The 25007-nt window shown below is 56.0% G+C and carries 28 protein-coding genes; 7 read left to right on the plus strand and 21 right to left on the minus strand.

The genetic code is table 11. From position 1 onward, the window contains the following. Position 1 precedes the first annotated feature (1 nt). On the minus strand, positions 2-1882 hold the full coding sequence (locus C7436_RS07570; protein WP_121207275.1) for a pyruvate kinase: 1881 nt from the start codon (positions 1880-1882) through the stop codon (positions 2-4). 546 nt (positions 1883-2428) lie between these two features. On the opposite strand from C7436_RS07570, the gene C7436_RS07575 reads away from it, so the two are divergent. Further along, complete coding sequence (locus C7436_RS07575) at positions 2429-2884, plus strand: hypothetical protein (protein ID WP_228198079.1); 456 nt, start codon at positions 2429-2431, stop codon at positions 2882-2884. Positions 2885-2900: 16 nt separating this feature from the next. On the opposite strand, the gene C7436_RS07580 is transcribed toward C7436_RS07575, so the two are convergent. Further along, entirely contained in the window at positions 2901-3806 is a 906-nt protein-coding gene (locus tag C7436_RS07580) for a DMT family transporter (RefSeq protein ID WP_121207277.1), read from the minus strand. Between the two features lie 123 nt (positions 3807-3929). On the opposite strand from C7436_RS07580, the gene C7436_RS07585 reads away from it, so the two are divergent. Beyond that, on the plus strand, positions 3930-4859 hold the full coding sequence (locus C7436_RS07585; protein ID WP_121207279.1) for a helix-turn-helix domain-containing protein: 930 nt from the start codon (positions 3930-3932) through the stop codon (positions 4857-4859). Between the two features lie 21 nt (positions 4860-4880). Here the strand turns inward: C7436_RS07585 and mtgA are convergent, their stop codons facing one another. From mtgA to C7436_RS07625, 8 genes are all read right to left on the minus strand, one after another. Continuing rightward, positions 4881-5588 carry a monofunctional biosynthetic peptidoglycan transglycosylase gene (gene mtgA / locus C7436_RS07590; protein WP_121207281.1) on the minus strand — a complete coding sequence of 236 codons (708 nt, stop codon included), beginning with the start codon at positions 5586-5588 and terminating at the stop codon, positions 4881-4883. An 11-nt stretch (positions 5589-5599) separates the two neighbouring features. Next, positions 5600-7339, minus strand: coding sequence for an N-acyl-D-amino-acid deacylase family protein (locus C7436_RS07595; protein WP_121207282.1), 1740 nt, complete (start codon positions 7337-7339; stop codon positions 5600-5602). Positions 7340-7416: 77 nt separating this feature from the next. Continuing rightward, complete coding sequence (locus C7436_RS07600) at positions 7417-8724, minus strand: MFS transporter (RefSeq protein ID WP_121207284.1); 1308 nt, start codon at positions 8722-8724, stop codon at positions 7417-7419. A gap of 17 nt (positions 8725-8741) precedes the next feature. Next, on the minus strand, positions 8742-9251 hold the full coding sequence (locus C7436_RS07605; RefSeq protein ID WP_121207286.1) for a hypothetical protein: 510 nt from the start codon (positions 9249-9251) through the stop codon (positions 8742-8744). Further along, entirely contained in the window at positions 9251-9580 is a 330-nt protein-coding gene (locus C7436_RS07610) for a DUF883 family protein (protein ID WP_011786381.1), read from the minus strand. The genes C7436_RS07605 and C7436_RS07610 overlap by 1 nt, the downstream gene beginning before the upstream one ends. Positions 9581-9729: 149 nt before the next feature. After that, positions 9730-10155 carry a GGDEF domain-containing protein gene (locus tag C7436_RS07615; RefSeq protein WP_121207288.1) on the minus strand — a complete coding sequence of 142 codons (426 nt, stop codon included), beginning with the start codon at positions 10153-10155 and terminating at the stop codon, positions 9730-9732. Further along, entirely contained in the window at positions 10071-10853 is a 783-nt protein-coding gene (locus tag C7436_RS07620) for a 7TM-DISM domain-containing protein (protein ID WP_121207289.1), read from the minus strand. The genes C7436_RS07615 and C7436_RS07620 overlap by 85 nt, the downstream gene beginning before the upstream one ends. Before the next feature lie 77 nt (positions 10854-10930). After that, positions 10931-12247, minus strand: a complete 1317-nt coding sequence (locus C7436_RS07625; RefSeq protein ID WP_121207290.1) for a methyl-accepting chemotaxis protein — start codon at positions 12245-12247, stop codon at positions 10931-10933. Positions 12248-12441: 194 nt separating this feature from the next. Between C7436_RS07625 and C7436_RS07630 the strand changes: the two genes are divergently transcribed. Continuing rightward, a complete protein-coding gene (locus C7436_RS07630; protein ID WP_183576682.1) occupies positions 12442-13845 on the plus strand; it encodes an ethanolamine ammonia-lyase subunit EutB in 1404 nt (467 codons plus the stop codon). A 2-nt stretch (positions 13846-13847) separates the two neighbouring features. Beyond that, entirely contained in the window at positions 13848-14672 is an 825-nt protein-coding gene (gene eutC / locus C7436_RS07635; RefSeq protein ID WP_121207291.1) for an ethanolamine ammonia-lyase subunit EutC, read from the plus strand. A gap of 6 nt (positions 14673-14678) precedes the next feature. Here the strand turns inward: eutC and C7436_RS07640 are convergent, their stop codons facing one another. The 4 genes from C7436_RS07640 to C7436_RS07655 form a co-directional block, all read right to left on the minus strand. Further along, entirely contained in the window at positions 14679-15065 is a 387-nt protein-coding gene (locus C7436_RS07640) for a DUF2750 domain-containing protein (RefSeq protein ID WP_023009191.1), read from the minus strand. 36 nt (positions 15066-15101) lie between these two features. Further along, a complete protein-coding gene (locus C7436_RS07645) occupies positions 15102-15740 on the minus strand; it encodes an SDR family oxidoreductase (protein WP_121207293.1) in 639 nt (212 codons plus the stop codon). A gap of 68 nt (positions 15741-15808) precedes the next feature. Next, the gene (locus C7436_RS07650) at positions 15809-16141 is read right to left on the minus strand and encodes a ribbon-helix-helix domain-containing protein (RefSeq protein ID WP_011786387.1); all 333 of its coding nucleotides are present in this window, start codon (positions 16139-16141) and stop codon (positions 15809-15811) included. A 54-nt stretch (positions 16142-16195) separates the two neighbouring features. Beyond that, positions 16196-16777, minus strand: coding sequence for a DJ-1/PfpI family protein (locus C7436_RS07655; protein WP_014422317.1), 582 nt, complete (start codon positions 16775-16777; stop codon positions 16196-16198). Positions 16778-16936: 159 nt separating this feature from the next. Here C7436_RS07655 and C7436_RS07660 point away from each other — a divergent pair, with 159 nt between their 5' ends. After that, complete coding sequence (locus tag C7436_RS07660; RefSeq protein ID WP_014422318.1) at positions 16937-17605, plus strand: glutathione S-transferase; 669 nt, start codon at positions 16937-16939, stop codon at positions 17603-17605. A gap of 24 nt (positions 17606-17629) precedes the next feature. On the opposite strand, the gene C7436_RS07665 is transcribed toward C7436_RS07660, so the two are convergent. From C7436_RS07665 to pdxR, 4 genes are all read right to left on the minus strand, one after another. After that, positions 17630-18085, minus strand: a complete 456-nt coding sequence (locus C7436_RS07665) for a GatB/YqeY domain-containing protein (RefSeq protein WP_011786390.1) — start codon at positions 18083-18085, stop codon at positions 17630-17632. A gap of 82 nt (positions 18086-18167) precedes the next feature. Further along, positions 18168-18905, minus strand: coding sequence for a ZIP family metal transporter (locus C7436_RS07670; protein WP_121207295.1), 738 nt, complete (start codon positions 18903-18905; stop codon positions 18168-18170). Positions 18906-18931: 26 nt separating this feature from the next. Next, entirely contained in the window at positions 18932-19387 is a 456-nt protein-coding gene (locus C7436_RS07675; RefSeq protein ID WP_023011204.1) for a DUF4112 domain-containing protein, read from the minus strand. A 57-nt stretch (positions 19388-19444) separates the two neighbouring features. Beyond that, positions 19445-20866 carry a MocR-like pyridoxine biosynthesis transcription factor PdxR gene (gene pdxR / locus C7436_RS07680; RefSeq protein ID WP_031211335.1) on the minus strand — a complete coding sequence of 474 codons (1422 nt, stop codon included), beginning with the start codon at positions 20864-20866 and terminating at the stop codon, positions 19445-19447. Positions 20867-21054: 188 nt separating this feature from the next. Between pdxR and C7436_RS07685 the strand changes: the two genes are divergently transcribed. Then, positions 21055-21570, plus strand: a complete 516-nt coding sequence (locus C7436_RS07685; protein WP_227499539.1) for a pyridoxamine 5'-phosphate oxidase family protein — start codon at positions 21055-21057, stop codon at positions 21568-21570. 74 nt (positions 21571-21644) lie between these two features. Further along, on the plus strand, positions 21645-22097 hold the full coding sequence (locus C7436_RS07690; protein ID WP_011786395.1) for an MgtC/SapB family protein: 453 nt from the start codon (positions 21645-21647) through the stop codon (positions 22095-22097). A 19-nt stretch (positions 22098-22116) separates the two neighbouring features. Here the strand turns inward: C7436_RS07690 and C7436_RS07695 are convergent, their stop codons facing one another. From C7436_RS07695 to C7436_RS07700, 3 genes are all read right to left on the minus strand, one after another. Then, positions 22117-23277, minus strand: coding sequence for an AI-2E family transporter (locus C7436_RS07695; protein ID WP_014422323.1), 1161 nt, complete (start codon positions 23275-23277; stop codon positions 22117-22119). A 153-nt stretch (positions 23278-23430) separates the two neighbouring features. After that, the gene (locus C7436_RS18820) at positions 23431-23592 is read right to left on the minus strand and encodes a hypothetical protein (protein ID WP_022992820.1); all 162 of its coding nucleotides are present in this window, start codon (positions 23590-23592) and stop codon (positions 23431-23433) included. Positions 23593-23717: 125 nt separating this feature from the next. Further along, positions 23718-24992 carry an SO2930 family diheme c-type cytochrome gene (locus tag C7436_RS07700; RefSeq protein WP_121207899.1) on the minus strand — a complete coding sequence of 425 codons (1275 nt, stop codon included), beginning with the start codon at positions 24990-24992 and terminating at the stop codon, positions 23718-23720. Positions 24993-25007: the final 15 nt, after the last annotated feature.

A 25007-nucleotide genomic window follows, 5' to 3' on the forward strand; every position in this document is an offset into this window, starting at 1 on the left:
GTTACCGTCCGTTCTGGGCCAATCTCAGTGCCCTGAGTAGTGCCCGTTTTTTGGTTTGATGCTGTTCCATGCGCTTGAGAATGCTGTCGAGCGCACCAAGCGCTTCGATAACGTGCGGCCCTTTGTTCAGCATGACGCACTCTGCACGGTGCGCCATGACTGCATCTGAAATCTCTGCGCGAGAGGGCATGCCTTTCTGAGCCAGGTTTTCTAGTACTTGAGTCGCCCAGATAACGGGTACATGGGCGGCTTCACACACTGACAATATCTCTTCCTGGACTTCTGCCAGTCGCTCATATCCACACTCAACAGCAAGATCGCCCCTTGCAATCATGACGCCCACCTTGGGTCGGCGCATAGCGGTCAGCAGCATAGAGGGCAAATTCTCAAATCCTCTTCGGGTTTCGATCTTGAGGACGATGCCTAAGTGATCCCCCTTTACCCGGGACAGTGCTTCGTCAAGCAATGTGACGTCATGTGCGGAGTTTACAAATGACATCTGGACGGCATCTGCATGCTTAGCGATGAATGTCAGGTGGCTGATGTCGGTCGGCGTCAGAGAGCTGACGTTAAGCTGGCTATTCGGAAGGTTCATGCCTTTACCGGCTCTAAGTTTGCTGCCTTCTGGACGAGCGTGTTGGATTTTTACCCAGAATCGGTCTGTCTCTACTTTTTCAATGACACCACCAATTTTCCCGTCATCAAACCAGACGCTCTCGCCCGGATGAACTTGAGAAACGACCTCGGGCATCGTGCAGCTTATCGTAGCGGGAGTAACAAGATTTCCCTGGGTGTCTAAATGCTTGGAATGTCCGGCATTCGAGTCGGCCGTAACTAAAAGATAATCTCCTTGGCGGAGGACTATAAACCCGGGTTGCTTGAGGACACTGGTAATCTTGGCTGTGATTTTCGGGCGTTGTTTTTCTTTCAGCTCAAGAGGCGTTCCGGGCACTACGTAACATGTTTTGATGCTCTCAACCCGGCATCCAAAGTCGCAAACTTCAACAACAGTCCATTTCCGGGACTTGTGGCGTGCATCAAGGAGCCGGATCTCATCAAATCTCTTGAGCTTTTGTAGAAAATTCTTTGGAACACCGAAAACAGTCTGGTTATCGCTAATTTCCGGTGCTGAACTTCCCTCCGGCACCAGCAGTATGCGCGCAGGGAAAACGGTGATTCCGTATTCATTACGTTTGGGGCGTACATGCACAACGTGCGGTCCGGGTTCGATCTCACCCGTGCGTATCTTCGGCCCACCCAAATCCATAAAAATCTGACAACTCTGTCCGAACTCCTCTTTTGCAGTTTGCAGATTATTGATCATCTCCAGCCAGGTTTCTGGGTCATCATGGGCGCAATTTATACGCATGCAATTCATCCCGGCTTTCAGCAAATCGCGAATGATTGAGGGATCCTGTGCCGATTCCGTTGGCATGGTGACCATTATCCGTACGTTTCTAGCTTCGGGCGTGGCCCCAAGTAGTTCTTTCGAATGCTGCAGCAGTAACCGGGGGCCATCCTGAATCGTGATCGTGGAAGTTTCGCCGCAATCTGCTTTTAGTGACTGTCCGAGTAGTAAGGAAAGTGTGCGGATGATGACGTCTAATGTCGGCAGTACGCAGGATTCCGAACGACCCAATGAGGAAAATCCAAGCGTAACAAGGCGCTGCTGGAGCAGTCGGATATCCTGTCGGCGCAACGCGAGGTAATGCAGAAGGTTTTCGGCGCTTATACGATAGCCAGAGTCGAGTTCGTTGAGGCTAAATGGGGGTTGGGCAGCCATAGAGCAAAGGCGATCTCGAAGATTGGTGAGATCTTCCAGTAGCTCACCCATGTACTCAATCTCTGATGCAGTGAGGGCTCTCGGGATTATTTCGTCCATTTCTGGCCTCCCCTGCTGCATGAAGCTTCATGCGCGGAATGTTTTCGATGCGAGGCTGACTAAATTCCATACAGTAATAGAGTGGTCCTGAAATGTGTCAGCGGTGTGACATTTTTGTTTCGGTGCTAACGGCGCGAATCGGTCTGGAATAGGCGTGGAGGCGGCGCGTGAGCCGGGAGTTATCCCCAAATCTGAATGTCCGCTTTGCGACCTTAGCGTTGACTACGCCTTGAAAGCGCCGAGTTATGGTTTCAATAACATTCTCCACAACCACCGAAACAATGATCAATCAGCAAAGAGTTTTCCCACAGAATCTGTGGATAACTGTGTTGGCAACCCAAGGATAGCCGGTGTGAATGGCGCAACCACAAGGCCTGGCGATGAGCGGAGGTAAAATAATCAACTCGCCCTTTGCTTCAAGGTTACCGCGCTGTGTGCAACCTGTAATCGCAGCCTTTACGAAATATCCGTAGCCTGTCTCATCACATCCACAGGTCACGGTGAAAACGCATGCTCGACAGGTTGAGAAGTATTCCAGTACGCGGTTTGTTCGCCAGGCTGTTCTCCTGGTTGTTTTTCGGATTGGCCTTCGCTCTTGTGGCAGCAACCATCGTCGATGTCTTTGAACTCCTGAATTCCGATGAGCCCTTGATGCAGGCCATGATTAATGGCGTTAACGGCAGCATTATCGCACTGGCCGTTTACGAACTGGCCATGGTGATCCGCTCGGAATACAGCGGCCGTTCAGAAACTCACGATATAGTGACAATGATGCGCCGCACCCTGCCCCGCTTCATCAGTACCGTTTGCGTGGCCATGTCGCTTGAAGGCCTGATCATGATCATCAAATACAGCCAGCTTGATTTGGCGGGGAATCTCGTTTATCCGGTTGCGATTATTGCGAGTACAGCATTGTTGTTGGCCGCACTGGGTGTGTTTTTAAAAATGGCCCCCAAAGAGATCGGTGCGAACGGGTGCGATGAGTCCTGCACGACAAAGTGAGCCCATAGCAACAGAGTCAGGTCCGTTGCTCGGGAACGCTGGTTGCGCTGACGCTCTGACGCTTGCCGGGACGAAACAACACATAGTTTCCCAATATGGCCAGCAGGGCGCCCAGCATAGCCGGCGTCGTCCACTCGAATCCCTCCAGCCAGGTGGAGACCGAAAGAGCGACAACCGGGAACAGTACCGCGGCATAGCCTGCCTTGTCGGCGCCCATCACCTGGATGACCGTAATGTAGCAGTAGAACGCCACAATAGAGCCGGGAACGGCAAGGAACACGGTCGCTCCCCAGAATACTGAGGTGGCAGGCAGCATCCACTCTACCCCCTGGATCAGGCACCACAATCCGAGAATAAGTGCTCCATAAACCATTGCCCAGGCATTGGCCGTAAACAACGGAACCCCTGCTGCCCTCACCTTCACGCTCACCAGGTTCCCCATGGAAAACCAGAAGGTTCCAGCGACCGCAAACAGTATGCTCGCGCCAGTGGCATTGCCGAGTTGCAGGTCATGCCAGAACAGCAGCGCGACACCGTTCACACCAAGGGCCACGGCGGGGTAGAGCCTCGCTGTCGGTCTGGTTCGCAACCAGAGCCAACCGTTGAACGCGTTGAACAGTGCCGCCAGAGAAAACACGACCGCCAACAACCCACTGGTCATCGATTCGGCGGCCCGATAGATCAGGAGAAAATTCACGCTATATAGCGTCAGCCCTTGCAAAAAAAGCCAGCCATGCTGGCCAGGCGTCAACCTGCTCAGCCGCCGGGTAACGGCAAGAACCGCAAGTGCAACCACAGAAGCCATCACAAAGCGATAGAACACTGCCAAATCCACAGACGCAGATTCGACCTGCAGTCGAATCGCCGTCCACGTCAGACCCCATATCAATACAGTCAGTCCATAATGGGCACTAATGGGCATGATTCAGAGGCTCCCAGTTAAATGGCAAGTTCGGGCGTCAGGTGGTCAGATTATGGAAACGAACGCGCGATAGCTTGTCAGATCCTGCGGAACCGTGGATGATTCTTGCGGAGGCCTTGCATTATGGACAACCCAACGACAACAAACCCGTCACCGCTGCAAGACAGACAGGGGCAGCTGGACATTGCCGACAGCCTTCGCACGGCGGGCGTTGCGCCGCAGAGAATGATGGACCTGGAGCATGGAAAAACCCTCGCCCAGTGGCAGAACCGTCAGGGGGAGGTTCGCTACGAGCGCCCTCGCCATCACGCCCTGAGCATCTACATTGACAAGGGCCAGCAAGCCCAGCGGATGGTCAACGGAAAGGCGGTAAGCCGCGGCTTTCCCGGCGCCGTGTGCCTGTTTCCTGCGGGCAGCCGCTCCATCTGGCAAATCGGCGGACAATTCGAGTTTTTCCATTTCTATTTCAATGATGTCGATGTCGCGCGATGCGCCAGTCAAACCTGGGATTCCGACCCGGATAAGATTCAACTGAACGAGTGCTACCACCGTGAGGATCCGATCCTGGCCCAGGCAGGCAAACTCCTGGTGCTGAGCGACTGGCAGGCACCCGGCCAGGCAATGGCGATGGATCACCTGGCACAGTGGCTCCTGCTACAGGTGGTCAGCCGACACGCCAGCGTCGCCAAAGCACCTCCCGCAGTTACCGGGCAACTGTCCCATCAGTACCGGCGACTGTTACAGGAGCAGATTCATGCGGAACTGGACCAGCCTCTCACACTGTCGGAAATGGCCGGCTGGGTGAACCTCAGCCCCTACCATTTCGCAAGACTGTTCCGGGCCACGTTTGGCTGCGCCCCCTACCAATATGTACAGGAACAACGGCTCATCCGGGCACGCGATCATCTGCGACAATCAACCACAAAAATCACCGCCATCGCTCTCGCCTGCGGCTTCAACGACGCCAGCCAGTTCAGTCGGGCATTCAAAGCCCGGTTTGGTATGACACCCTCCCAGTGCCGGAGCGGGGCCCACTCATCAAAGAGCCGGTGAACCATCAACAACGGTTTGGCATTACCTGCCAGCGTTGATTTCGGCGAGATACTCCGCCCTCGATAGCCGAGCCATCTGCCCCTCAATCCAGGCCACTCGTTCCTGAACGTAAGGCGTGGGCGAAAGCACGCTCAACACGTTCGGGTTAGGAAGGACTGCAGCGAGATGTGCAGCCTGGAGTGGCGACAGCACGCCCGCCGGAATTCGGTAGTAGGCGCGGCTGGCTGCCTGTACACCGTAGATGCCCGGTCCGAATTCTGCGATGTTCAGATAGACTTCAAGAATCCGCTGTTTAGGCCAGATCGCATCAATTGCCAGTGCCAGACCCGCCTCGATGGCTTTTCGGACAAAGCTTCGATCATTCCAGAGAAACAGATTCTTGGCCGTTTGCTGCGTGATGGTACTGGCACCTCGCAAGCCCTCTCCAGCCTGATATTCAGAGACCGCCTTATGAACAGCCTTGAAATCAACCCCGTGGTGCTCCGGAAATCGCTGGTCTTCACTGGCGATCACCGCCAGCGCCATCCATTCGGATACCTCAGATATTGGCACCCATTCGTGCTGCAAAGGCTCGCGGGCATGACCCATCTGATAACCCAGCATGAAGGCCGAGGTCGGAGGGTTCACGAACCTGAACAGCAGGATAATTGAAAACATCAGCACCAGTGCGGCTACAACTACCCAGAACATCAACCGCAGTGACTTTCTAGCAAAAGAGGCCTTGGCCATAACCTGATTAATTACCTCGCCGGGATAAACTGTCCATAGCCCATTTCACGGCCAAATGACGGCGAGAATTGCTCGTCGTCGACCGCCAGCCGTCCGTTGATCAGAACCGTTTTTACGATGCCGGGATTGCGATTGACCAAACGCTGCAGATCAAAGTTTTCCATCTCGCCCCAGTGCACCTGCTCAAGGTCCTGATTGAACCCCGCCGGATCAATAACCACAACATCGGCGCGGTCCCCCTCACGAATCTTGCCCGCATCCACACCGAACCAGTCGGCCTGATCTCCCGTCAACCGATGTACGGCCTGCTCCATGGTCATGATGGGGTCTCCGTCATTGATAGACTCATGAACGAGCTTGAGCATGCGCAGTGGCAGGTTGTAGAACGCCATATTCCGAATATGGGCGCCGGCATCACTGAAGGTAATCAGCGACCGGGGGTCTTTCACCAGGCGTTTGAGTACCTGTTTTCGATGGTTTCCGACGGTGGTGTACCAACGAATATTCCTGCCGAACTCCACCACCAGATCCAGGAACAGATCGACGACATGCACACCACGGGCCCTGGCCACCTCTTCGAAATTCTTGCCGATCAGGGCTGCATCGGGGCAGTCGATAATCATGGCATCACCGAAATCCCTTTGCCACACCCGGGGGCTGAGCTTCTCACCATAGAACTTCCGGAATTGTCGACGGTACGACTCGTCTTTCAGGAGATCATTGCGTTCCACCGCATCTTTCAGGTCCAGCGCCATTTCACCGGCGCCAAACTCCTCGAAGAACACGACATCAATGCCATCGGCATACACGGTGAAGGGCGTCGGCAATACCTGCCAACGGAAGTCGCCCCGAAGCGCATTTGTCACCCGCGAGGTCAGTTTGGTCAGATTGGTCAGGTAAGCGCTGCCTTTGAGATCCATCTGGCTGATCAGTGTTGTCTTGAGCGGTTGGCGCAACCACCCCAGACATTCACGTACGTACTGAAGGATCTGTAGTGGCGTGGCCGCATTTGGCGCCCCCTGGTGCACGCGGTTGTAGGCCCGCACCAGTTTGTTCAGGCGCGCAATCTCGCTCCAGCGCGCATAGGTGCTGGGCAGGCTTTTGGACCACTCACGGTCGCCATCCACCTTGTCCCACTTCAAACACATGGTCGAAAGTCCCAGGAAGCCCTCATCCAATGCCTCCTTCAACAAGCGTTCCATGGTTTTCAACTCTTCCTCGGTAGGCTGTGTTGAGAGATCCGTTGCCCGACTGAGCCCCATCACCCCCACCCGCAAATCACTGTGTCCGAGAAAGCTGATAATGTTTGGGCCCAGAGGAACCTGACGAAGATGTTCCATCCATTGACGCGGCGTCGACCAGGTCTTGTGAGCTTTCAGAATTGGCAACACCCGCTCCCTGGGTACGGTCTCGACCCGCGTAAAGATATCCGAGGCATCCTCGTAGTCGCTGCACACCATGCTCAAGGAGCAGCTCCCCACCAGCACGGTTGTCACGCCGTGGCGCACAGATTCCGAGAGGCTTGGGCTTACCAGCAGCTCGGCATCGTAGTGCGTGTGGGTATCGAGAAAACCTGGCATCACCCAAAGCCCGGAGGCATCGACCACGCGCTCGGCATAGTCATGAGGAATCGGATCGGCCGTCACACGTACCACCCGGCCATCCTTGATGGCGAGGTTGCGGGTAAACGAGAGCGCGCCGGTACCGTCGAAATAGCGACCACCCTCGATGATGAAGTCATATCTGGCCATGGCAAAACGCCCCTCAGGATCTTGTTGTTGTGGGATGGCTATGAATCAGAATAGCCGAAGCTGGGGCAGATACCGTGTCAGTCCTTCGCTTTTCGGGCCTCAGTCGCAGGCACTTTCAGCATCAGCACAAACCCGATCAGCAGGAACAGCAAGATCGTACTCATGCCCCAACGTTGGCTGTCGGTAACCGACGTCACCCAACCCACCAGCAAAGGGCCGGCAAACGCAGTTGCCTTCCCGGAGAAGGCGAACAGGCCGAACATCTGAGTCTGCAGATGCGGCGGGGCCACACGGGCCAGATGAGAACGACTGGCCGATTGCAGCGGCCCCACGAAAATGCCCAGAATCATGCCCCATATCCAGAACGCGGTGGCCCCATTCACCACCAGAATCGCGAACGCACTGCAGCCCAGGCCCACCAGCGACAGCAGGATGGTATTGCGACCACCCAGGGCATCGTCAATCCAGGCAAAGCCCAGTGCCCCCAGCCCGGCAGTGACGTTCAGGGCAATGGCGAACTGCAGCACTTCCGTGGGACTCATGTTGAACGTACCGGCAGCATAGACGCCACCGAAGGTAAAAATCGTCGCCAGGCCATCGGTGTACAGCATCCTCGCAATCAGAAACCGCACGATGTCCCGGTACTGCCGTACATGAGCAATGGATTGTTTCAGTTGGGCCAGTCCGGCCCGCGTCGCCGCCCCCAGACTCAAACCGGTTGACGGACGATCCGGGATAAAAAAGAACGCCGGCAAGGCAAATACCAGATACCACACGGCCACCAGAACAAAGGTTGCCCGCACGTGCTCTGCGGCGTCTCGATCAAGGTTAAATAACGTGCCGTCCGCTTCGATAAAGCCGTAGAGCGCCACCACCAGACTGGCGATACCGCCCACATAACCCAGTCCCCAGGCCCAGCCAGACCACCGTCCGGTACGCTCCGGCCGAGCCAGATCCGGCAACATCGAGTTATAGAAGATGAAAGCGAACTCAGCCCCGAGTGTACCCAACCCCACCCATAGAGCGGCCGTCCAGAACTGACTCTGATCCGGCGTCACCGTCCACAACATGGCCGACGAAACCACACACAGGAGTGTAAAACTGATCAACCAGGGTTTGCGCCGGCCTGACTGATCGGCAATAGCACCGAGAATTGGAGCAAGTATGGCAATCACCACCCCAGCTATACCAACGATGTTGCCCCATGCCCGCGTGCCCGCCACTTCATCCTGAATCACCGAGACGCTGAAGTACTGGGCGAAGACAAACGTAAGAATGATCGTAAAGAAGGCACTGTTTGCCCAGTCGTAGAGCGCCCAAGACCAGAGTGCGCGTTTATTCTCAGGCGCACCAGGTAGGCTGGACTGTAATGGTGATGGTGGCATGTCTTGCTCTTGGTCTGTTACTGCGTTGTTTCCGACTGGCTATCGGAAGGTTGTGAGCCAGGCATATGCTCAGGCTTGGCAGCACGTTCAGCTTCGGCTTCCTTCATCAAAACCATACCGCCCTGAAGCAACAGAGACTTCAACCGGGGATCTCCCTGTTCGGCGATGCCCAGCACAAAAGCAATAGACGCCGATTCCAGAGGGTTCTTTCGAATCAGGTTTCTTAAAGATTCTACCGGCGATGACATGCCTGAACTTTCGCCGGAATCGGCCTGTCCGTGAGACCTGGCCGGCCGTGTCATACGATAGAAAAAAAGCACTAACAGGAGAATGCAGAAAAAGCCCGTCACGGCCATAGCACCGGCTTCACCCAGCACAGGAGCCAGGGCCAGCGTGGCGGCGTTGACGAGCATGTAAAAACCGGTAATGAGCAGGGCCACCAGCAAAACCAGCGCCAGCAGTAAACCCAGAACTGCCGCGACTACCTTGCGCAGCGCGCCCTGCAACCAGGCCGAGTCAGGCATCATCAGCGATCCAACAAGCGACCCACCAACAACCCGGCCAGAAACATAAGAACAATACTGAGGAATGGACGCTCCTCAATTTTGTGTTCCACGTTTTCCACCGCTTTGCCGCTGACATCCTTTGCGCGATCAAGGGCTTCATCGCCCCGCCGCTTTACCTGGTCAAACGCTTCCCGGCTTTCGCGGCGTATCTCGTCTCGGAGATGACTGATGTTGTTCTTCTGGCCTTCAGCGACGCTTCTGGTCAGCTTGGCCATATCTTCCTGAAGACGGCGCAGATCCTCACGTACCTGTTCGTACTCATTTTGTTGACCGGATTTCGCTTCCATCATCTTGCCTCCTTATCAGTATGATTACTGCTATTTCGGCTATGGCTGCGTGTATCCAAAAGCAACCACGGTCACTCCAACTCTAGCACAGGGTTCAAACAACGTGATTAGCGCTTCTTAATGTGCGGGACGCCATTGGAGGATCTCCACCCTCAGGTGGGTAGTGCCTTGCCTGCCGGACCATCATAGCCACAAACCCGGTTGCGGCCCCCGGCCTTGGCCTCATACAGTGAACGGTCGGCCCGTTTGACCGCCCCCTCCACAGATTCCAGAAGGGGGTTTACCTCAGCCACACCGACACTTACTGTGACTTGAACCACCAACCCATCGCCTCCATCAATGATCATGGCTTCGACAGCGTTCCTGATACGTTCAGCACAGCCAAACGCCTCTGCCAGATCCGCACCCGGCAGGAGAATGACGAATTCCTCGCCACCGAAGCGCGCGACCAGATCCCTGTCCCGGCTGAACTGACGAAATACGGAGGCAACTTCTACCAGAACCAGGTCGCCCACATTGTGGCCATGGGTGTCATTGACCGCTTTGAAATGATCGAAATCAATGGCGATAACCGACAACGGCTCACCGAGAAGGTCACTACCATCATCAGGGCGGCAAGACTGCTGGCAGGCTTCAGGGCCGTCGCGATATCAAACAGGCCGTAAACAAACGTCACCACCAGCAATGCCAGCATACCCTGAAGCACGCGATGTTCGGTGCGGAAATACTCATGTGTTTCGAAAATGGCCATCATGAACGACAGCAGGAAAATCGGCATGGTTATCAACGAGAGATTCAGGACAAACACTGCGTCGCCGTAAGCGTTGAACGCCTTCGCCACCAAACCGTAAGACAGCGCGATCCAGACCAGGCCTGAAATCAGATAGAGTGAGTAGTAAATGTTTTCCTTCTTGCTGGTGGCGAAATACAAAAGGCCGTTATAGAAGACGAGCGCCAGCATCATCCCCACCATAAGGGCAATATCGAGGTGCCCCCCGGCCAGCGCCCGCCGGGAATTCTCGTCATCGTATACCTTCAACGAGAACCACTGGTGTGAGTATGCGTGACTGCGCACATACACAACCGTCGTTTTCCCGGCTTGCAGTTCGAACGGGTACACCAGTGTTCCCCGATACATGGCAGGGTGGGCGTCAGCCTCATTGAGGTTAACGGAAAGCCGATTGACGACGCGTGAGGAGCGCTCTTCAACAATATCGATTGAACGAACGTGATAAGCCTTGGGAAGGTGCAGAAACAGCAAACGGCCAAGCGCCATTGAGGGTTTCCTTACACCTGCAGGGATTCCAAGTCTAGCACCTGTCGCAATTCAGGGCAGTAGAACCTTAGGCCGAGTCAGTTGCCCAACCGGTTGGCAAATTGAGAGACAGCATCAACAACCTCACGGGCGGCCTCCTGAATCTCATTGATCACATCCCCGGCCTCGCCAACGAGCGACCGCACCTCTTCCGCCCTGGATTTTCCGGATTCGATCACACCCACCGCTCTGGAAGTCAGCTCCTGGTTACGACTGACAACCGAGGTGATCTCTTCGGTCGCTTCCGACGTCCGGGATGCCAGCTTTCTTACCTCATCGGCCACCACCGCAAAACCCCGTCCCTGATCGCCCGCCCGGGCCGCCTCAATGGCAGCGTTGAGCGCAAGCAGATTGGTCTGCTCCGCGATTCCGCTAATACTCTGGATCAGTGCATTGATGGTCTGGGATTGCTGATCAAGTTCGCCAATTCGTTCAACCGCCCGACTCATTTCGTCCGCCAGCTGCTGCATCACCGTGACCGTATTCTCCATGACTTCCTTGCCTCGCTTGGCGCTGGCATCCGTCGCTTTAGAGGTGTCATAGGCGACACCTGCAGCGTTGGAGACTTCCCGTTCCTGAAGGACCTGCTCGGTGATCACCGTTGCAAATTTCACAACTTTGTAGAGCTCATCACGGGCATTCATCAACGGGTTATAGGAAGCTTCAAGCCAGACTTCACGGCCCGCCTTGTCAACCCGCTTGAAGCGTTCAGCGACAAAATCACCGTTACGCAGTCGCTGCCAGAACTGCTCGTAGTTTGGGGAGTTATATACTTCCGGAGGACAAAAGATGCGGTGGTGTTTTCCCTTGATTTCGTCGAGCCGATAGCCCATCGCATCCAGAAACAGGTGGTTGGCGGTCAGCACATGGCCATGGAGGTCAAACTCGATCACCGCTGTCGAACGCTGCATCGCCCGAATCAGGTTTTCGTGCTCACGAGAGGTCTCAATGGTCCGGGTAAGGTTGTTGGCGAAGATCGTGATGTGGTCCAGCTCACCGTCCCGCCGTTTGATCGGACATACCATGGCCCGGAACCAAAGATGAGTGCCTGCGCCATTCTGCACCTGCCAGGCGCCTACCCATACACGTCCTTTGCTGACCGCCTCCGTCATCAACCGGAAATGCTGGGTAGATCTCAGGTATTCGGGCACCAGATCTCTGGGGTGCCGGCCAATCACCGCATCACTGCCGGCACCAAACTCGCTTTGGAAACGCGAATTGACAGACTTGATCAGGCCACCGGAGTCCAACTCCAGGGCCATCATCTCCTCCGCGACGTCTTCAACGAGTTGCTGCAACATGTACAGCTCTTCCTTGAGGTTCTCGTTTTCTTGTTGCAGTTTTTTGCCGAACATTTGTCCAGTGCTCCTAGTCGCCCCAAGCCATCAGCCAGACTGACAGTACTTCCACTTTTCAACTAACGGCTCAACCGATCTAAACTTAAGGCTTCACGCCCTTGTGACAGCATTTGCTTCCAGAAACTACAGTGTAGTTAAAGGAATCTGATCGTGGGTTCGGCAGAGACACCCCAGGACCAAAGGAGAAGACCATGAGTGGCCAGTACACGTACCGTATGGGATTTCAGACCATGGATTTCAGGGACCTGGGGACCTTGATGGCAAAGGCAACGCCAGAGCGCTCAGGCGATCATCTCGCCGGCGTTGGCGCAGCGTCGGCTGAAGAGCGGGTACTGGCACAAATGTGTCTGGCCGACCTGCCACTCAAGACATTTCTGACCGACGCCCTGATTCCCTATGAAACGGATGAGGTAACCCGCCTGATCATGGACTCTCATGACGCCGCCGCCTTCGCCCCCGTTTCTCACCTGACGGTTGGCGATTTCCGGAACTGGCTTCTGAGCGATAACGCCTCGCCGGAGATGCTGGCACGACTACGCCCCGGTCTGACGCCTGAAATGGTGGCGGCGGTCAGCAAGCTCATGCGCAACCAGGATCTTATCCTGGTTGCGCAGAAATGCCAGATAACCACAGCGTTCCGAAACACCGTCGGGTTGCCGGGGCGCCTTTCCACCCGGCTGCAACCGAACCACCCTACAGATGACATGGCAGGCATCGCCGCCAGCATTCTTGATGGCCTGCTTTATGGCAATGGCGACGCCGTCATCGGCATTAATCCAGCGACCGATAACGTGGCTCAAACCAAGCGGCTACTGACCATGGTCGACGAAGTAATCCAGCGCTACGACATTCCAACTCAGTCTTGCGTGCTTACGCACGTGACCAACACCCTCGAAGCCATCGAACAGGGGGCGCCCGTAGATTTGGTTTTCCAGTCTATAGGCGGCACCGAAGCCACCAACCAGAGTTTCGGGTTCAGCCTCGCCACCCTGAAAGAGGCTCAGGAAGCCGCCCTGAGCCTGAAACGCGGGTCCGTCGGCCAAAACGTAATGTACTTTGAAACCGGTCAGGGTAGCGCCCTCTCCGCCAATGCTCACCACGGCCTTGACCAGCAAACCTGCGAGGCCAGGGCCTACGCGGTCGCCCGCCATTTTGACCCGCTGCTGGTGAATACGGTGGTCGGCTTTATCGGCCCGGAATATCTCTATGATGGCAAGCAGATCACCCGGGCAGGCCTGGAGGATCATTTCTGCGGAAAGCTGCTCGGGCTGCCGATGGGTTGCGACATCTGCTACACCAACCACGCCGAAGCCGACCAGAATGATATGGATATCCTGCTGACGCTGCTCGGAGTCGCCGGGTGCACATTCATCATGGGCATTCCAGGGTCAGATGACATCATGCTCAATTACCAGACCACGTCATTCCACGACGCCCTTTACGCCCGCCGTGTGCTCAACCTGAAACCGGCACCGGAGTTCGAGCAATGGTTGCGTGCCATGCAGATTTTCGAGGATTCGGATCGGGTGGCGCTGAATAACGACATACCAGCGGCCTTCCGCCACAGCCTCTCCGGCCCGCGAAGGAGAGCATAACCATGACCGACTCAAAGTTCCCGACCGTCGTTCACAACCCCTGGCGAGGTCTGCGCCAGTACACCCCAGCCCGCATCGGCCTTGGCAGGGCGGGCGTCAGCCTCCCCACAGCAGAGCTTCTTGAGTTTCAGCTGGCCCATGCCCGCGCCAGGGATGCCGTGCACCATCCACTGGATATTGAGCAGTTGATCGTCGAATTCCAGCAGATACCCGAGATGTCGGCCCTGGGCCCAACGATTCAACTTCAGAGCCAGGCACCAGACCGGGCCTGCTACCTGCAAAGGCCGGATCTGGGGCGTGTTCTGAGCGAATCATCCAGCAGCCGTCTACAATCGTCGAAAACAGGCTCTGCTGAGCCCCCTGATCTGGCCATAGTGATCGCCGACGGACTGTCAGCCAGAGCCGTGCAGCAAAACGCCCCGGCGTTCATGCGCAGCTTCCTCCAGAAACTGGCCCATGACTGCCCTGAGTGGCGGGTTGCAACACCCCTGCTGGTAGAACAGGGGCGCGTAGCGATTGGCGACCACATAGGTCAGGTGCTCCAGACACAACAAGTGGTGGTACTGATCGGTGAGCGACCGGGGCTCAGCTCACCCGACGGCCTCGGCGTCTACCTTACTCATCACCCCGAGCCGGGGCTGCCAGATGCCCGCCGCAACTGCGTATCCAATATCCGCCCTGCCGGACTGGGGGTGGAACAGGCGAGCGAGAAAGTGATCTACCTTCTTAAGGAAGCCAGGCGACTGGGCACCTCAGGGGTCGCCCTGAAGGATCGAAGCGAAGAAGTGGAACTGACCGTATCAGAGAGGGGGAATTTTCTGGTGTAGCCGGGATCAGAAAGATCCCGACAACACTTCCTGAAGATCCTGCTTCAGCTCTTCCGGCTGCGTTATCCATAGCTCACTGTCGGCGCCCGGAAAAACACCCACCTCAAGCCCGTCACGGCTTAACCCGGGCACCCACTTTTTGAAGAAGTCCGGCAATGAAATCGCTTTGGGGCTCAGGTCACCCGAAGGCCCTGCATAATCTGCTGCAAAGTCCTCAGCGGGCCACACCGGGAGATACCCGACGCCATCTTCCTCCGAGACAATTTTGAGAAACTGGTTATCGCCATTGACCAGTATCCAGAGCTCGCGCTCTTCCACCACAGCGTCCAGAAAATAGTCGTAGCGTTCTTCGCCATCCATTTCCAGAATCGAGGCTAACGGGTTATCGCTCATTGCGGCTCTCTTGTTGATCATGCCGGCGGATGCGGCTTACAGGTTCGCCAGCGCATCACGCACCGGCACATCTCCAGACACTACATCAAAAACGCAATTGCCGGTATTGTCAGAATCCAGCACAGCCAACAGAACCCGGGCAACGTCCTGGCGAGGAATCTCTCCGAACGCGTCCAGTCGCTCGCTGACCGACACCTTACCGTTGCCATCGTCATTGGTAAGTCGGCCAGGGCGCACAATGGTGTAATTCAGACCACTGCTTTTCAGGTGTTCATCGGCATTACGCTTGGCACGCAGGTAATGCTGAAGCTTTTCAGGGCCTTTTTCGGGCTCTTCAGCTCGCATACTGCTGACCATGATGAAACGTTTGATGCCCATGGCCTTGGCGGTATCCACGAGGCGAATCGCGCCATCCTGATCCACATCTACTGTCTTGTCCGGACCAGTATGGGGGCCGGACCCGGCAGTAAAGATAACGGCGTCACAGCCCCGCATCGATTCGCTGCAATCCTGCTCCAGGTCGCCAATCACCGTTTCCGTGGCGCCGAGCTTCTGCAACTCCGGCCCCTGGTCTGCGTGGCGAACCAGTGCTCGTGCCTCATGCTCGCTATCCGCGATTTCCTGTAATAGAAAACGCCCGATCTGCCCGTTGGCTCCGGCAATGAATACATGCATAGGGTGCCTCCCCTGTCTGTTGTGTGAAATGAACCTACCCTACTAGCTGCGCCCGGACGGCGGATAATTCAAGGGACCGACGCGACCCGGGACTGGGCCTTACCCGATGAATGAGCCGTTATCAGGGGAACGGGACGGGCTTCGCGCTGCGCCAGATAGCGTGTGCAGCTTACACGGAGAAAGGAGGCGAAGTTCTCTACTTCACCTCTCAGTTCCATCACCTCTTCGTGGAGTTTGGTGATGAGCTGATTGGTGGTCATGCCGTCCACTTCGGCAATCTCCCGGAGAATATCCCAGAACTGGTTCTCAAGCCGAAGCGTTGTTACCACCCCCCGGATACGGAGAGAACGAGACCGACTTTCAAACAGGATCGGGTCGGCTTTCACATAGAGTTCACACATGGAGTCGGTCTCCTGTGATAACGGCAGCCTCCGCTGGAGGCTGCCGGGTTAAGACTAGATCGAGATCTCAGCACCAAGCAGTTTAGCAAACGCTGACAGCCATGCCGGATGGGCAGGCCAGGCCGGAGCCGTCACCAGGTTGCCCTGAACGTGTGCCTGATCCACCGGAATGTCCATGTAACGACCACCCGCCATTTTCACATCGGGCCCACAGGCAGGATAGGCACTGCACTCGCGCCCCTCCAGCACTCCGGCGGCGGCCAGGATCTGGGCGCCATGACAAACCGACGCAATGGGTTTGCCCGCGTTGTTGAACGCCTGCACGATCTCAATCACCCGCTCATTCAGGCGCAGGTACTCCGGGCCCCGACCACCGGGAATCACCAGCCCAGCATAGTCATCAACCTGAACCTTATCGAAATCGTAATTGAGCGCGAAGTTATGACCCGGCTTTTCGGTGTAAGTCTGGTCACCTTCGAAATCATGGATGGCGGTTTTCACGCTGTCGCCGGATTTCTTTTCCGGGCAAACCGCGTGTACTTCGTAGCCCAGCATGGTCAGTGCCTGGAACGGCACCATGGTCTCGTAGTCTTCGGTGAAATCGCCGGCCAGCAGCAACAGTTTTTTATTCGACATGTTCATTCCTCCCTGTTTGATCAACAATGCATATCCATCATGCGCCACTTTCAACAGGGATAGGTAACAGCGGAATACTACATTTCGAGTGAACCAATCAGCCTTTTTCAGCCTACTGTACTACCCTGACCACTTATAAAACGGGAACGGAGCTTCCGAATGATCACAGTTCACCACCTCAATAATTCACGTTCACAACGCATTCTCTGGATGCTGGAAGAACTGGGCGTACCCTACGAGATCCAGCGCTATGAGCGCGACCCTGAAACCATGCTGGCTCCAGCCAGTCTCAAGAAAGTGCACCCCCTCGGAAAGTCCCCGATCATCACCGACGGAGATCTGGTGGTTGCCGAATCCGGTGCCATCATCGAATATCTGGCGCACACTTATGGTAAAGACACCATGCTGCCCGAAGCCGGAGGCCAACAGTGGCTGGATTACACCTACTGGATGCACTATGCCGAGGGCTCACTGATGCCACCGCTGGTCATGCGCCTGGTGTTTGAAAAGGTGAAGACCAGCCCAATGCCGTTCTTTATCAAGCCGATCGCCAAAGGAATTTCGGACAAAACCAACCAGATTTTTATCGGCCCGATGATCAAGACCCACCTGGACTTCGTGGAGTCACAACTGGCCAAAAACACCTGGTTTCTTGGGGAACAGCTGAGTGCGGCGGATATTCAGATGAGCTTTCCTCTGGAGGCATCCGTCGCCAGGGGCATCGTTGGTAACGACAGGCCAAACATCAAGGCCTGGGTAGCGCGGGTGCATGCGCGCCCCGCGTACCAGAGAGCACTGGAGAAAGGTGGAGACTACGACTTCGCCTGACCAGGCCGTGGTCCCAGCGCTGGCTTAACCCGCCAGCGCAGCTCGAACTTTCTTGCTCAGATGCCCCATATCCACCCGGCCGAGCACCTGAGGCTTGAGTTCATTCATCACGTTTCCCATGTCCTGCATACCGGAGGCTCCCGTCGCGTTAATGGTTTCGCGGATAAGCGCATCCAGATCGTCCTCAGACAGCGCGGCAGGCATAAACTCCTCGATGATCACCATCTCCGAGCGCTCTTTGTCTGCCAGTTCGCCCCGGCCTGCGTCATCATATTGTGCAGCGGCGTCCCGGCGCTGTTTCAACATCTTGTCCAGCACCTTCAGAACATCGTCATCAGTGAGTTCCCGGCGCTCGTCGACCTCAATCTGCTTCACCGCAGCCTGAGCCATACGTAGCGTCACCAGGCGATCTTTGTCCTTGCTCCGCATTGCGTCCTTGACTGCGCTGGAAAGTTTCTCCTTAAGTGATGTATCCGCCACGGTTAGTCTCCTGTTCTGGGAAAATAAAAAGTAAACAACGCATAAAGGGCAGAATGATAGCCAAACTACGCCGGAACGTCCCCTATCCGGATAACGCCACCTCTCCCATCACCCCAAGCAGGAAGCCCGCAAGCGCCCCCAATGGTGGCGCCCAGTGTTTTTTCAGGCGTACCTGAGGCGCTATGTCCTGGAAAATGATGTAGAGAATACCGCCTGCCGCAAACAGCATGATGCCGGATACCACACTCGGGGCATCCGACAGCAGAAAGTAGCCAAGGGCACCGGCCACCGGCCCAAGCAACGCCATCAGCGCCAGGGCACCCACAATCTTCAATCCTCGATAATGGGTCGCATCCACCAGTTCCCGATAGGAGTTAAAGCCCTCGGGAATATTCTGCAACGCAATGATGCCGGCCAGCAGAATTCCGCCCTCACTGGACACCGAGAAAGTGGCGCCGAGGGCCATGGCTTCCGGTACAAAATCCAAAAGCATGGCCACCAACTGGCTCGCCGGTGTGCCGTTGGCAGCCAGCCATCGATCCAGAAGCATAAAGCTGATACCGCCTCCGGCAAAACAGACAACGATGCCCACCATGGACAAGTTAGCCGTCCCTTCTGGCACCAGTACCAGCGCAACAGCCGCCAGCAGCGCGCCACCGCCAAACGCGATCACACTGTGCCGCACCTCGGTTTCCAGCCAGCGCGGGTGAATACGCTCCACCGATGCCAGTGCTGCGCCCACAGGCATTGCAAGACCGGCCATCAATGTCAGTAGTAGTATCTGCATAAGGCCATTGGCCTGAAGTGCGTCCAGCATCATGCTCTATCCATAGTCAGTTCGGGTGATCAAAGAATGAGCGACAAACCACCGGTTATCACTGCAAACAGAATCGACAACCCAATCAGCGTTCCCCAGGGGAACGGCGGTGGCGGTGGTTCAATCGCCAATTCCTTCTCAAGATAGTTTCTCAGCAGTCTGGTATTGCGAGTATTCGCCTTATACACGGCATCAAAGGCATCCCCCACCACCGGCAACAGGCCACCCAGAAAATCGATGACCATATTTCTGAACATTCTTAACTTCACAGCCTTGCTGGCGCCCGCGCGTTGCGCTTCTACCAGCACATAGCCCGACAGGATCAGGCCAGCCATATCACCAACCACCGGTAACAGCCCGATGATGGCCTCTATGCCAATCCGGAACCTGGTAAATGGAAGGCCGATGCTGCTGTCCATCAGACGACTGAACCGGTCAAGACGATTCAGAATGGCGCGCTGTCTCGCCTCGGATGGTGTTGTCATGCTGCTTCCCTTTGCTATTCCGACGGATTTTGAGTCAATTACAAGCTGCGGTTACATTCAGGTTAACGCGCTTCTGAGGATGCTGACGCAATCCTCCATTTCCCGCTCACTGGCACTGGCAAACCCCATGACCAGACCGGATGATGCGGTATCTCCGATGTAGTGCGCACTCAAGGGCGTGCTGCCAAAGCCTTGTTTCCTCAGCCATCCACTCAAGGCTGAGTCATCAAACCGGCCTTCAAGCACCAGATGCATACCCGCACTCTCGGCCACAGGGTGCACCAGATCCCCGAGTTTCCTCTGCACCGCGTCCTGGAAGTACTGCCACTTGTCCCGATACAACTGACGCATCCGGCGAACGTGTCGAACGAACTGGCCACTCTCCATAAACTCGGCAATAGTGGCCTGAATCAGCAAGGGCGTTTCGCCACCACCGACCTGTTTGGCCCAGAGCACCGGCTCCACTACTTCCTCCGGAAGAACGACATATCCCACTCTTAATGCCGGCAGCAGCGTTTTGCTGAAACTTCCCACGTACAGTACCGGCGCATTGTCGAACATACCCTGCACCGCCGCAAACGGCTTGTTGAAGAAATGAAATTCGCTGTCATAGTCGTCTTCCACTATCCAGCAATCGTTCTGCCGAGCCCACTGCACCAGGGCCATCCGTTGGGAGAGGTCCAGAATTCCCCCCATGGGATATTGATGGGTGGGGGTGCAGAACAGCAACCTGGCGGAGCCCAGATGTGGCAACGCGGTCACATCAAGAACCTGATTTTTCAGGGGAATGGGCACCAACGGATTGCCAAGGCGCCCCAACGCATTGCGGGCACCTCGATAGCCCGGATTCTCGCATAGGACACGATCGCCGGGACTCAGAAACACATCCGCCAGCAACGACAAGGCCTGCTGCGCACCATTGGTGATCACAATCTGATCGGCATGGCAACGCACGCCACGCGACGTTCGGAGGTAGTTCGCAATGGCCGTCCGCAGCGGCAGGTAGCCCTGAGTGCTGTCATAACCGCGAAGCCCCCGCCGGCTTTCCTGATGGTGCAGCACGCGGTTCCAGGCGTTGACGGGAAAGGCGTCCAGATCCGGCAGGCCGGGCTGAAATGGCAAGCAGGCATCTTCCGCTCTGCGGGGAGTCCCACGCACCCTGTCTGGCAGTGAAGGCAGTCGGAAACTCCCGCCGGAGGGTATTTTCAATTTTTTCCCAGCCGGTTCGATAGCCGACCCGATATCCTCGTGAACGAATACTCCCCTACCTGCATGGCTCTGAAGGAAGCCTTCTGCTTTCAACTGATCGTAGACCGCATTCACTGTGTTCCGGCTGACGCCAAGATCCTCCGCCATTTGGCGACTGGACGGCAACCGGTATCCCGGAGGATAGCGTTGAGCCAGAATCCGATCAGCCAACTGTCGATAGAGCTGAAGCTGCAGAGATTGGTCAGCATCAAACCGAATATCATCAATCACAACCACTGGTCCTATAAAAAAACACAATCTGGGTCTTTTGAGGGTATCAGAAGTGACGTGAAATAGAACGCAACTGTCCAATCCACAGCCTTGAGGACCACCGAATGAATCAGCCAAATACTCAACAAGCCTCACCTCTCACGTCCTGCCCAAGGAGCACCGTGAGGCGGGCCACCAAAAGAGCCTCGGTGGACCGCCAGGTTGCCTATACGCTGATTGACCGACTCAAAACCGCGCACCTGGGCTTTGTGGAGGACGGCGAGCCCCGCATCATCCCGATTACCGCCTGGCGAATGGATGACCACCTGTACGTTCACACTCTTAATGGAGGCCGGTTGTCAAAACGCCTCGGCTCGGGCCAACTCCTTTGCATCTCGTTTGCCGTCACCAATGAATGGGTTTTGACCAAGTCTGCGTACCACCACAGCGCCAACTACGAATCTCTGGTGTTGTTCGGCTGCGCACAGCTCGTGGAAGACTCTGCAGAATTCGACGCCGCATTCCGGGCCATCATCAACCAGATTGAGCCAGGACGTTGGGAGCAGGTACGGGCACCGAACCAGAAGGAGCGCCGGGCAACCGCGCTGTTCCGGATACCGATTGAGGAAGGCTCATTCAAGAGCCGGACCGGTGGCCCCAACGAAGATCCCGAGGATATGGAATTGCCAATATGGCACGGAACCGTGTCGGCAGTAACCTCATAAAAGGACGATCCCGGCCTTACCTGCTAATCTGCGTGAGCAGATACAAACAAAACTGAAAGACCAGGAGAAGATCTGTGCTGGAAAGCGAAATCCCCTTAATGGACATGGTCATTCGACTGCTTATGGCGGCTGGCCTGGCACTGGTGCTTGGGCTTGAACGTGAACTACGAGGGAAGCCAGCGGGACTGCGATCGCACATGCTCGTCTCCGTGGGGGCATCCGCATTCATCATGATGGGCATGCACATTTTGCTCGCCACGGCGGAAGGCGACCCTTCCGCCCGAATAGACCCCACACGCATTGTCGAAGGCGTGATTGGCGGCATTGGCTTTCTGGGCGCCGGCAGTATCATCCAGAGCCGCGGCAATGTTCAGGGCATTACCACGGGAGCCTCCATCTGGGTATCCGGCGCCATTGGCGTAGCCTGCGGCCTTGGCACCCTGGCCCTTGCCAGCATGGTGACGGTGCTTTCACTGATTATCGTGGTCGTGCTTGGCCGATTCGAGCGAGAAGTCATCAAGGATTGAAGCTGTGGTCACACCCGAATCATTTACCCAACAGCTCCCCTACCGGACGAAAGTTCACCACATGATCGCACACGGACTTTGCGATCATGAGAATGGGCGTAGCCACAATCAAGCCCACTGGCCCCCACAACCAACCCCAGAACAACAACCCGATAAAAATGGCGACGGCATTCAAACTGGAGACGTAACTCGTCAGCCACGGCATCAGCAGATTCCCCTGAATACTGGTGATGACCAGCGATGTAAGCGCAACAATCACGGCAGTATTGAGCTCGCCGAACTGCAGGAATGCGGCCACCCCAGAGCCGACCAGGACCAGGAAAGGCCCCAGATACGGCACACCACTGGCAATACCAGCCACCACGCCCCACAGCGCCGCTTGCTCAACTCCTAATAGCAGGAATGCCAGCCAGGTGAGAATGCCGACAAAAAGCGCACTGATGACCATGACAAAAAGGAACCGGCGTACCTGGTGATGCAGCTCGTTCATAATTCGTGCCGCCTTGCGCATACGCCGGAACGACGGACCGGATATTCTAACGATCTTGCGCCGATATAGCTTGCCGACGGAAAGCAGGAAAAACACCAGTAAAAGCACAGAAAACATCTGGGAAATCAGCACTAATGTGGCCGGCGAGTTGCGGATCACGTAATCACGAACGTCCATCGGCTCGTCCACCAGCCGCACGGGTGTCACGCCGGCCTGAACAGCCGGTTCCTCCTGGCTTTTCTCGGCGGTTTCCTCAATCTGCTTGGCGGCAATCTGGGCTTTTTCCATGATGCTTTCTTCATCCTCGGACGCAGACGCATCTTCACGCTGAAGCTCCTTGATGGCCTGGGGAATCTTGTCCAGCATGGCCATGGCTTCCTGCTTGAGTGGCACACTTGCCGCCGCCAGAATCGCTATCAGTGCGCAAAGAACCAGAGCTGCACCCAATGGACGGGGTATGTGAATCCGATCCAGTGTTGCCACCAGCGGATCCAGGGCGTAACTGATCAAAACTGCGACCACAAGCGGCAGCAGAACAGGCTGGGCCCAGTCGATAAAATACAGGGAGGCGATGCTGGTCAGCACAATCAACGACATGCTGCGGATATTGATGGCTTCAATCAGGGCCGTGGTTGAGTCCTGTTCGCCAGAACCCGACCCGACACCCGGGCTTTCCTCGTTGTGACTCATAACCGCAGCTATGCCTCATATCAGATCCATGATTCAGAAGAGTGTAGCTTGCCTGCTGCCGGCCAGTGGTTACGATATTTTATGGTGTGGTTCGATTGATATGAGTGGCACATAAACAAAAAGGCAGCCGAGGCTACCTTTTTTAAAAATCTCTTAATTACTCTTCAGATTAATCTGCTTCGGGCCAGCCGAGGTCAACTGCGAACTCTTACCTTTAGCCACATACTCAACGCGCCCACCGGACTTTAAAAAGGCAGCCGTCTGCTCTTCAATCTCTGCAGACGTTAAAACAACTTTGACGACTTTCTTGCTCATGAGATTTCCCCGATTGGATATCGGCCTGTTCGCCAATATCAAAGCAACAGTGTATCTGAAACAGGAAATAATTGCCGGGGGAGTGTGCAATACCAGTCCCCCGGCGCTCATGCTCCACCATTTTTCTAAGGCACCGGGGAGCAACTCGCCAGAGGCAACTGATTGATCCAGCTGCGAATCAGCAGAGCCCCCTCCTGGTGAACCGTACTCCGGCCAAGCTCAGGCATCTTGTGTCGGCTATCCGTGGTTTCGATGCGGAACTGCAGATACGATTCATCGGCATTGCCAGGGATAACGTCATAGGGATAGCCGTCTTTCCCTCCCGCTACCGGATCTTTACAGACACCAAATTTGCCAGGTGCATCCGCATAACGGCGATTGTACTCGAGCTGAACACCACTGCTGCCGGCCGCACCGGCGTAGCCCTCAGGCAAGGTAAGATCAGCACGATGGCAATGAGCACAGTTGATGTCCAGATAGGCTCGGGCCTTGTCATTCAGCTCGCTGTCACTGAGCGACGCCACATTCGTCTCATCATTGAATACCGCAGCCTTCTCTACGCTGTTGAAATCCGCAGGTAGTCCAGACAGTAACTCGCCTTCCGCCCAGTACTGAAGCTGGTTGTACACCGTGCCATCCGGATAGGTGAAGTCCTTGTTCAGATAGCGGGCCTTGGGACCAATGGGAAGGAAAATCTGCTCTCGTTGATCGTCCGGGCCTGTCAGGTTCGGCACAATGGAATGGCAAGACGTACAGTCCGCAGCTTTGGGCACCGCATAATCGAACGTCAGCGTCTGCCCCTGATTGTTGATGGTGGACAGATCCGTCAGCCGCTTACCCGCAATGGCCAGGGTGGCATCGGTCTCTGAGGACCAATAATAAGGCAACGCCATCCAGCCGTCGGTCCGGTGGATCAGCAACCGGGTCTCGATCACCAGTTCGTCGCCATCTCGCATCGCGGTGTTGGCCGGTAAGGCAAAGGTTTTGGTAATCACAGTGCCGACCGGGAAATCCAGAGCTTCAGATTCGTCAAAGCTGACGGTTTTGCCCTCAGGCACAAACACAAACCGATACTTGGTGGTGTAGTCCGAGAATAACGCCGTAGAAAGATCGTAGGGCACCCCTCCCCGGGTTGGTCCCGCTGTCGGGTCACTGGCATCGGTAAACAGTTTGTAGTCGGAAAGATTCGGGCACACTTCGGTCATCAGCGCATCCCAGTTCACACCTCGGGTTTGCGCATCGCAACTCCCCTTTGCACCGGACGGTGCACCGGCGCCTGCATTCAGGGCGGTACTGGCGGGGCTGTCGCCATCGTCTGAAGACGAGCCGCCGCCACCACAGGCGGCCATCAACATTGACGCCATCAGCGCCGCGATCATTGGGTTCTTATTGTTTCTCATCTGAAATGCTCTCTT

It is taken from the genome of Marinobacter nauticus, from assembly GCF_003634635.1.
Lineage (GTDB): Bacteria > Pseudomonadota > Gammaproteobacteria > Pseudomonadales > Oleiphilaceae > Marinobacter > Marinobacter nauticus.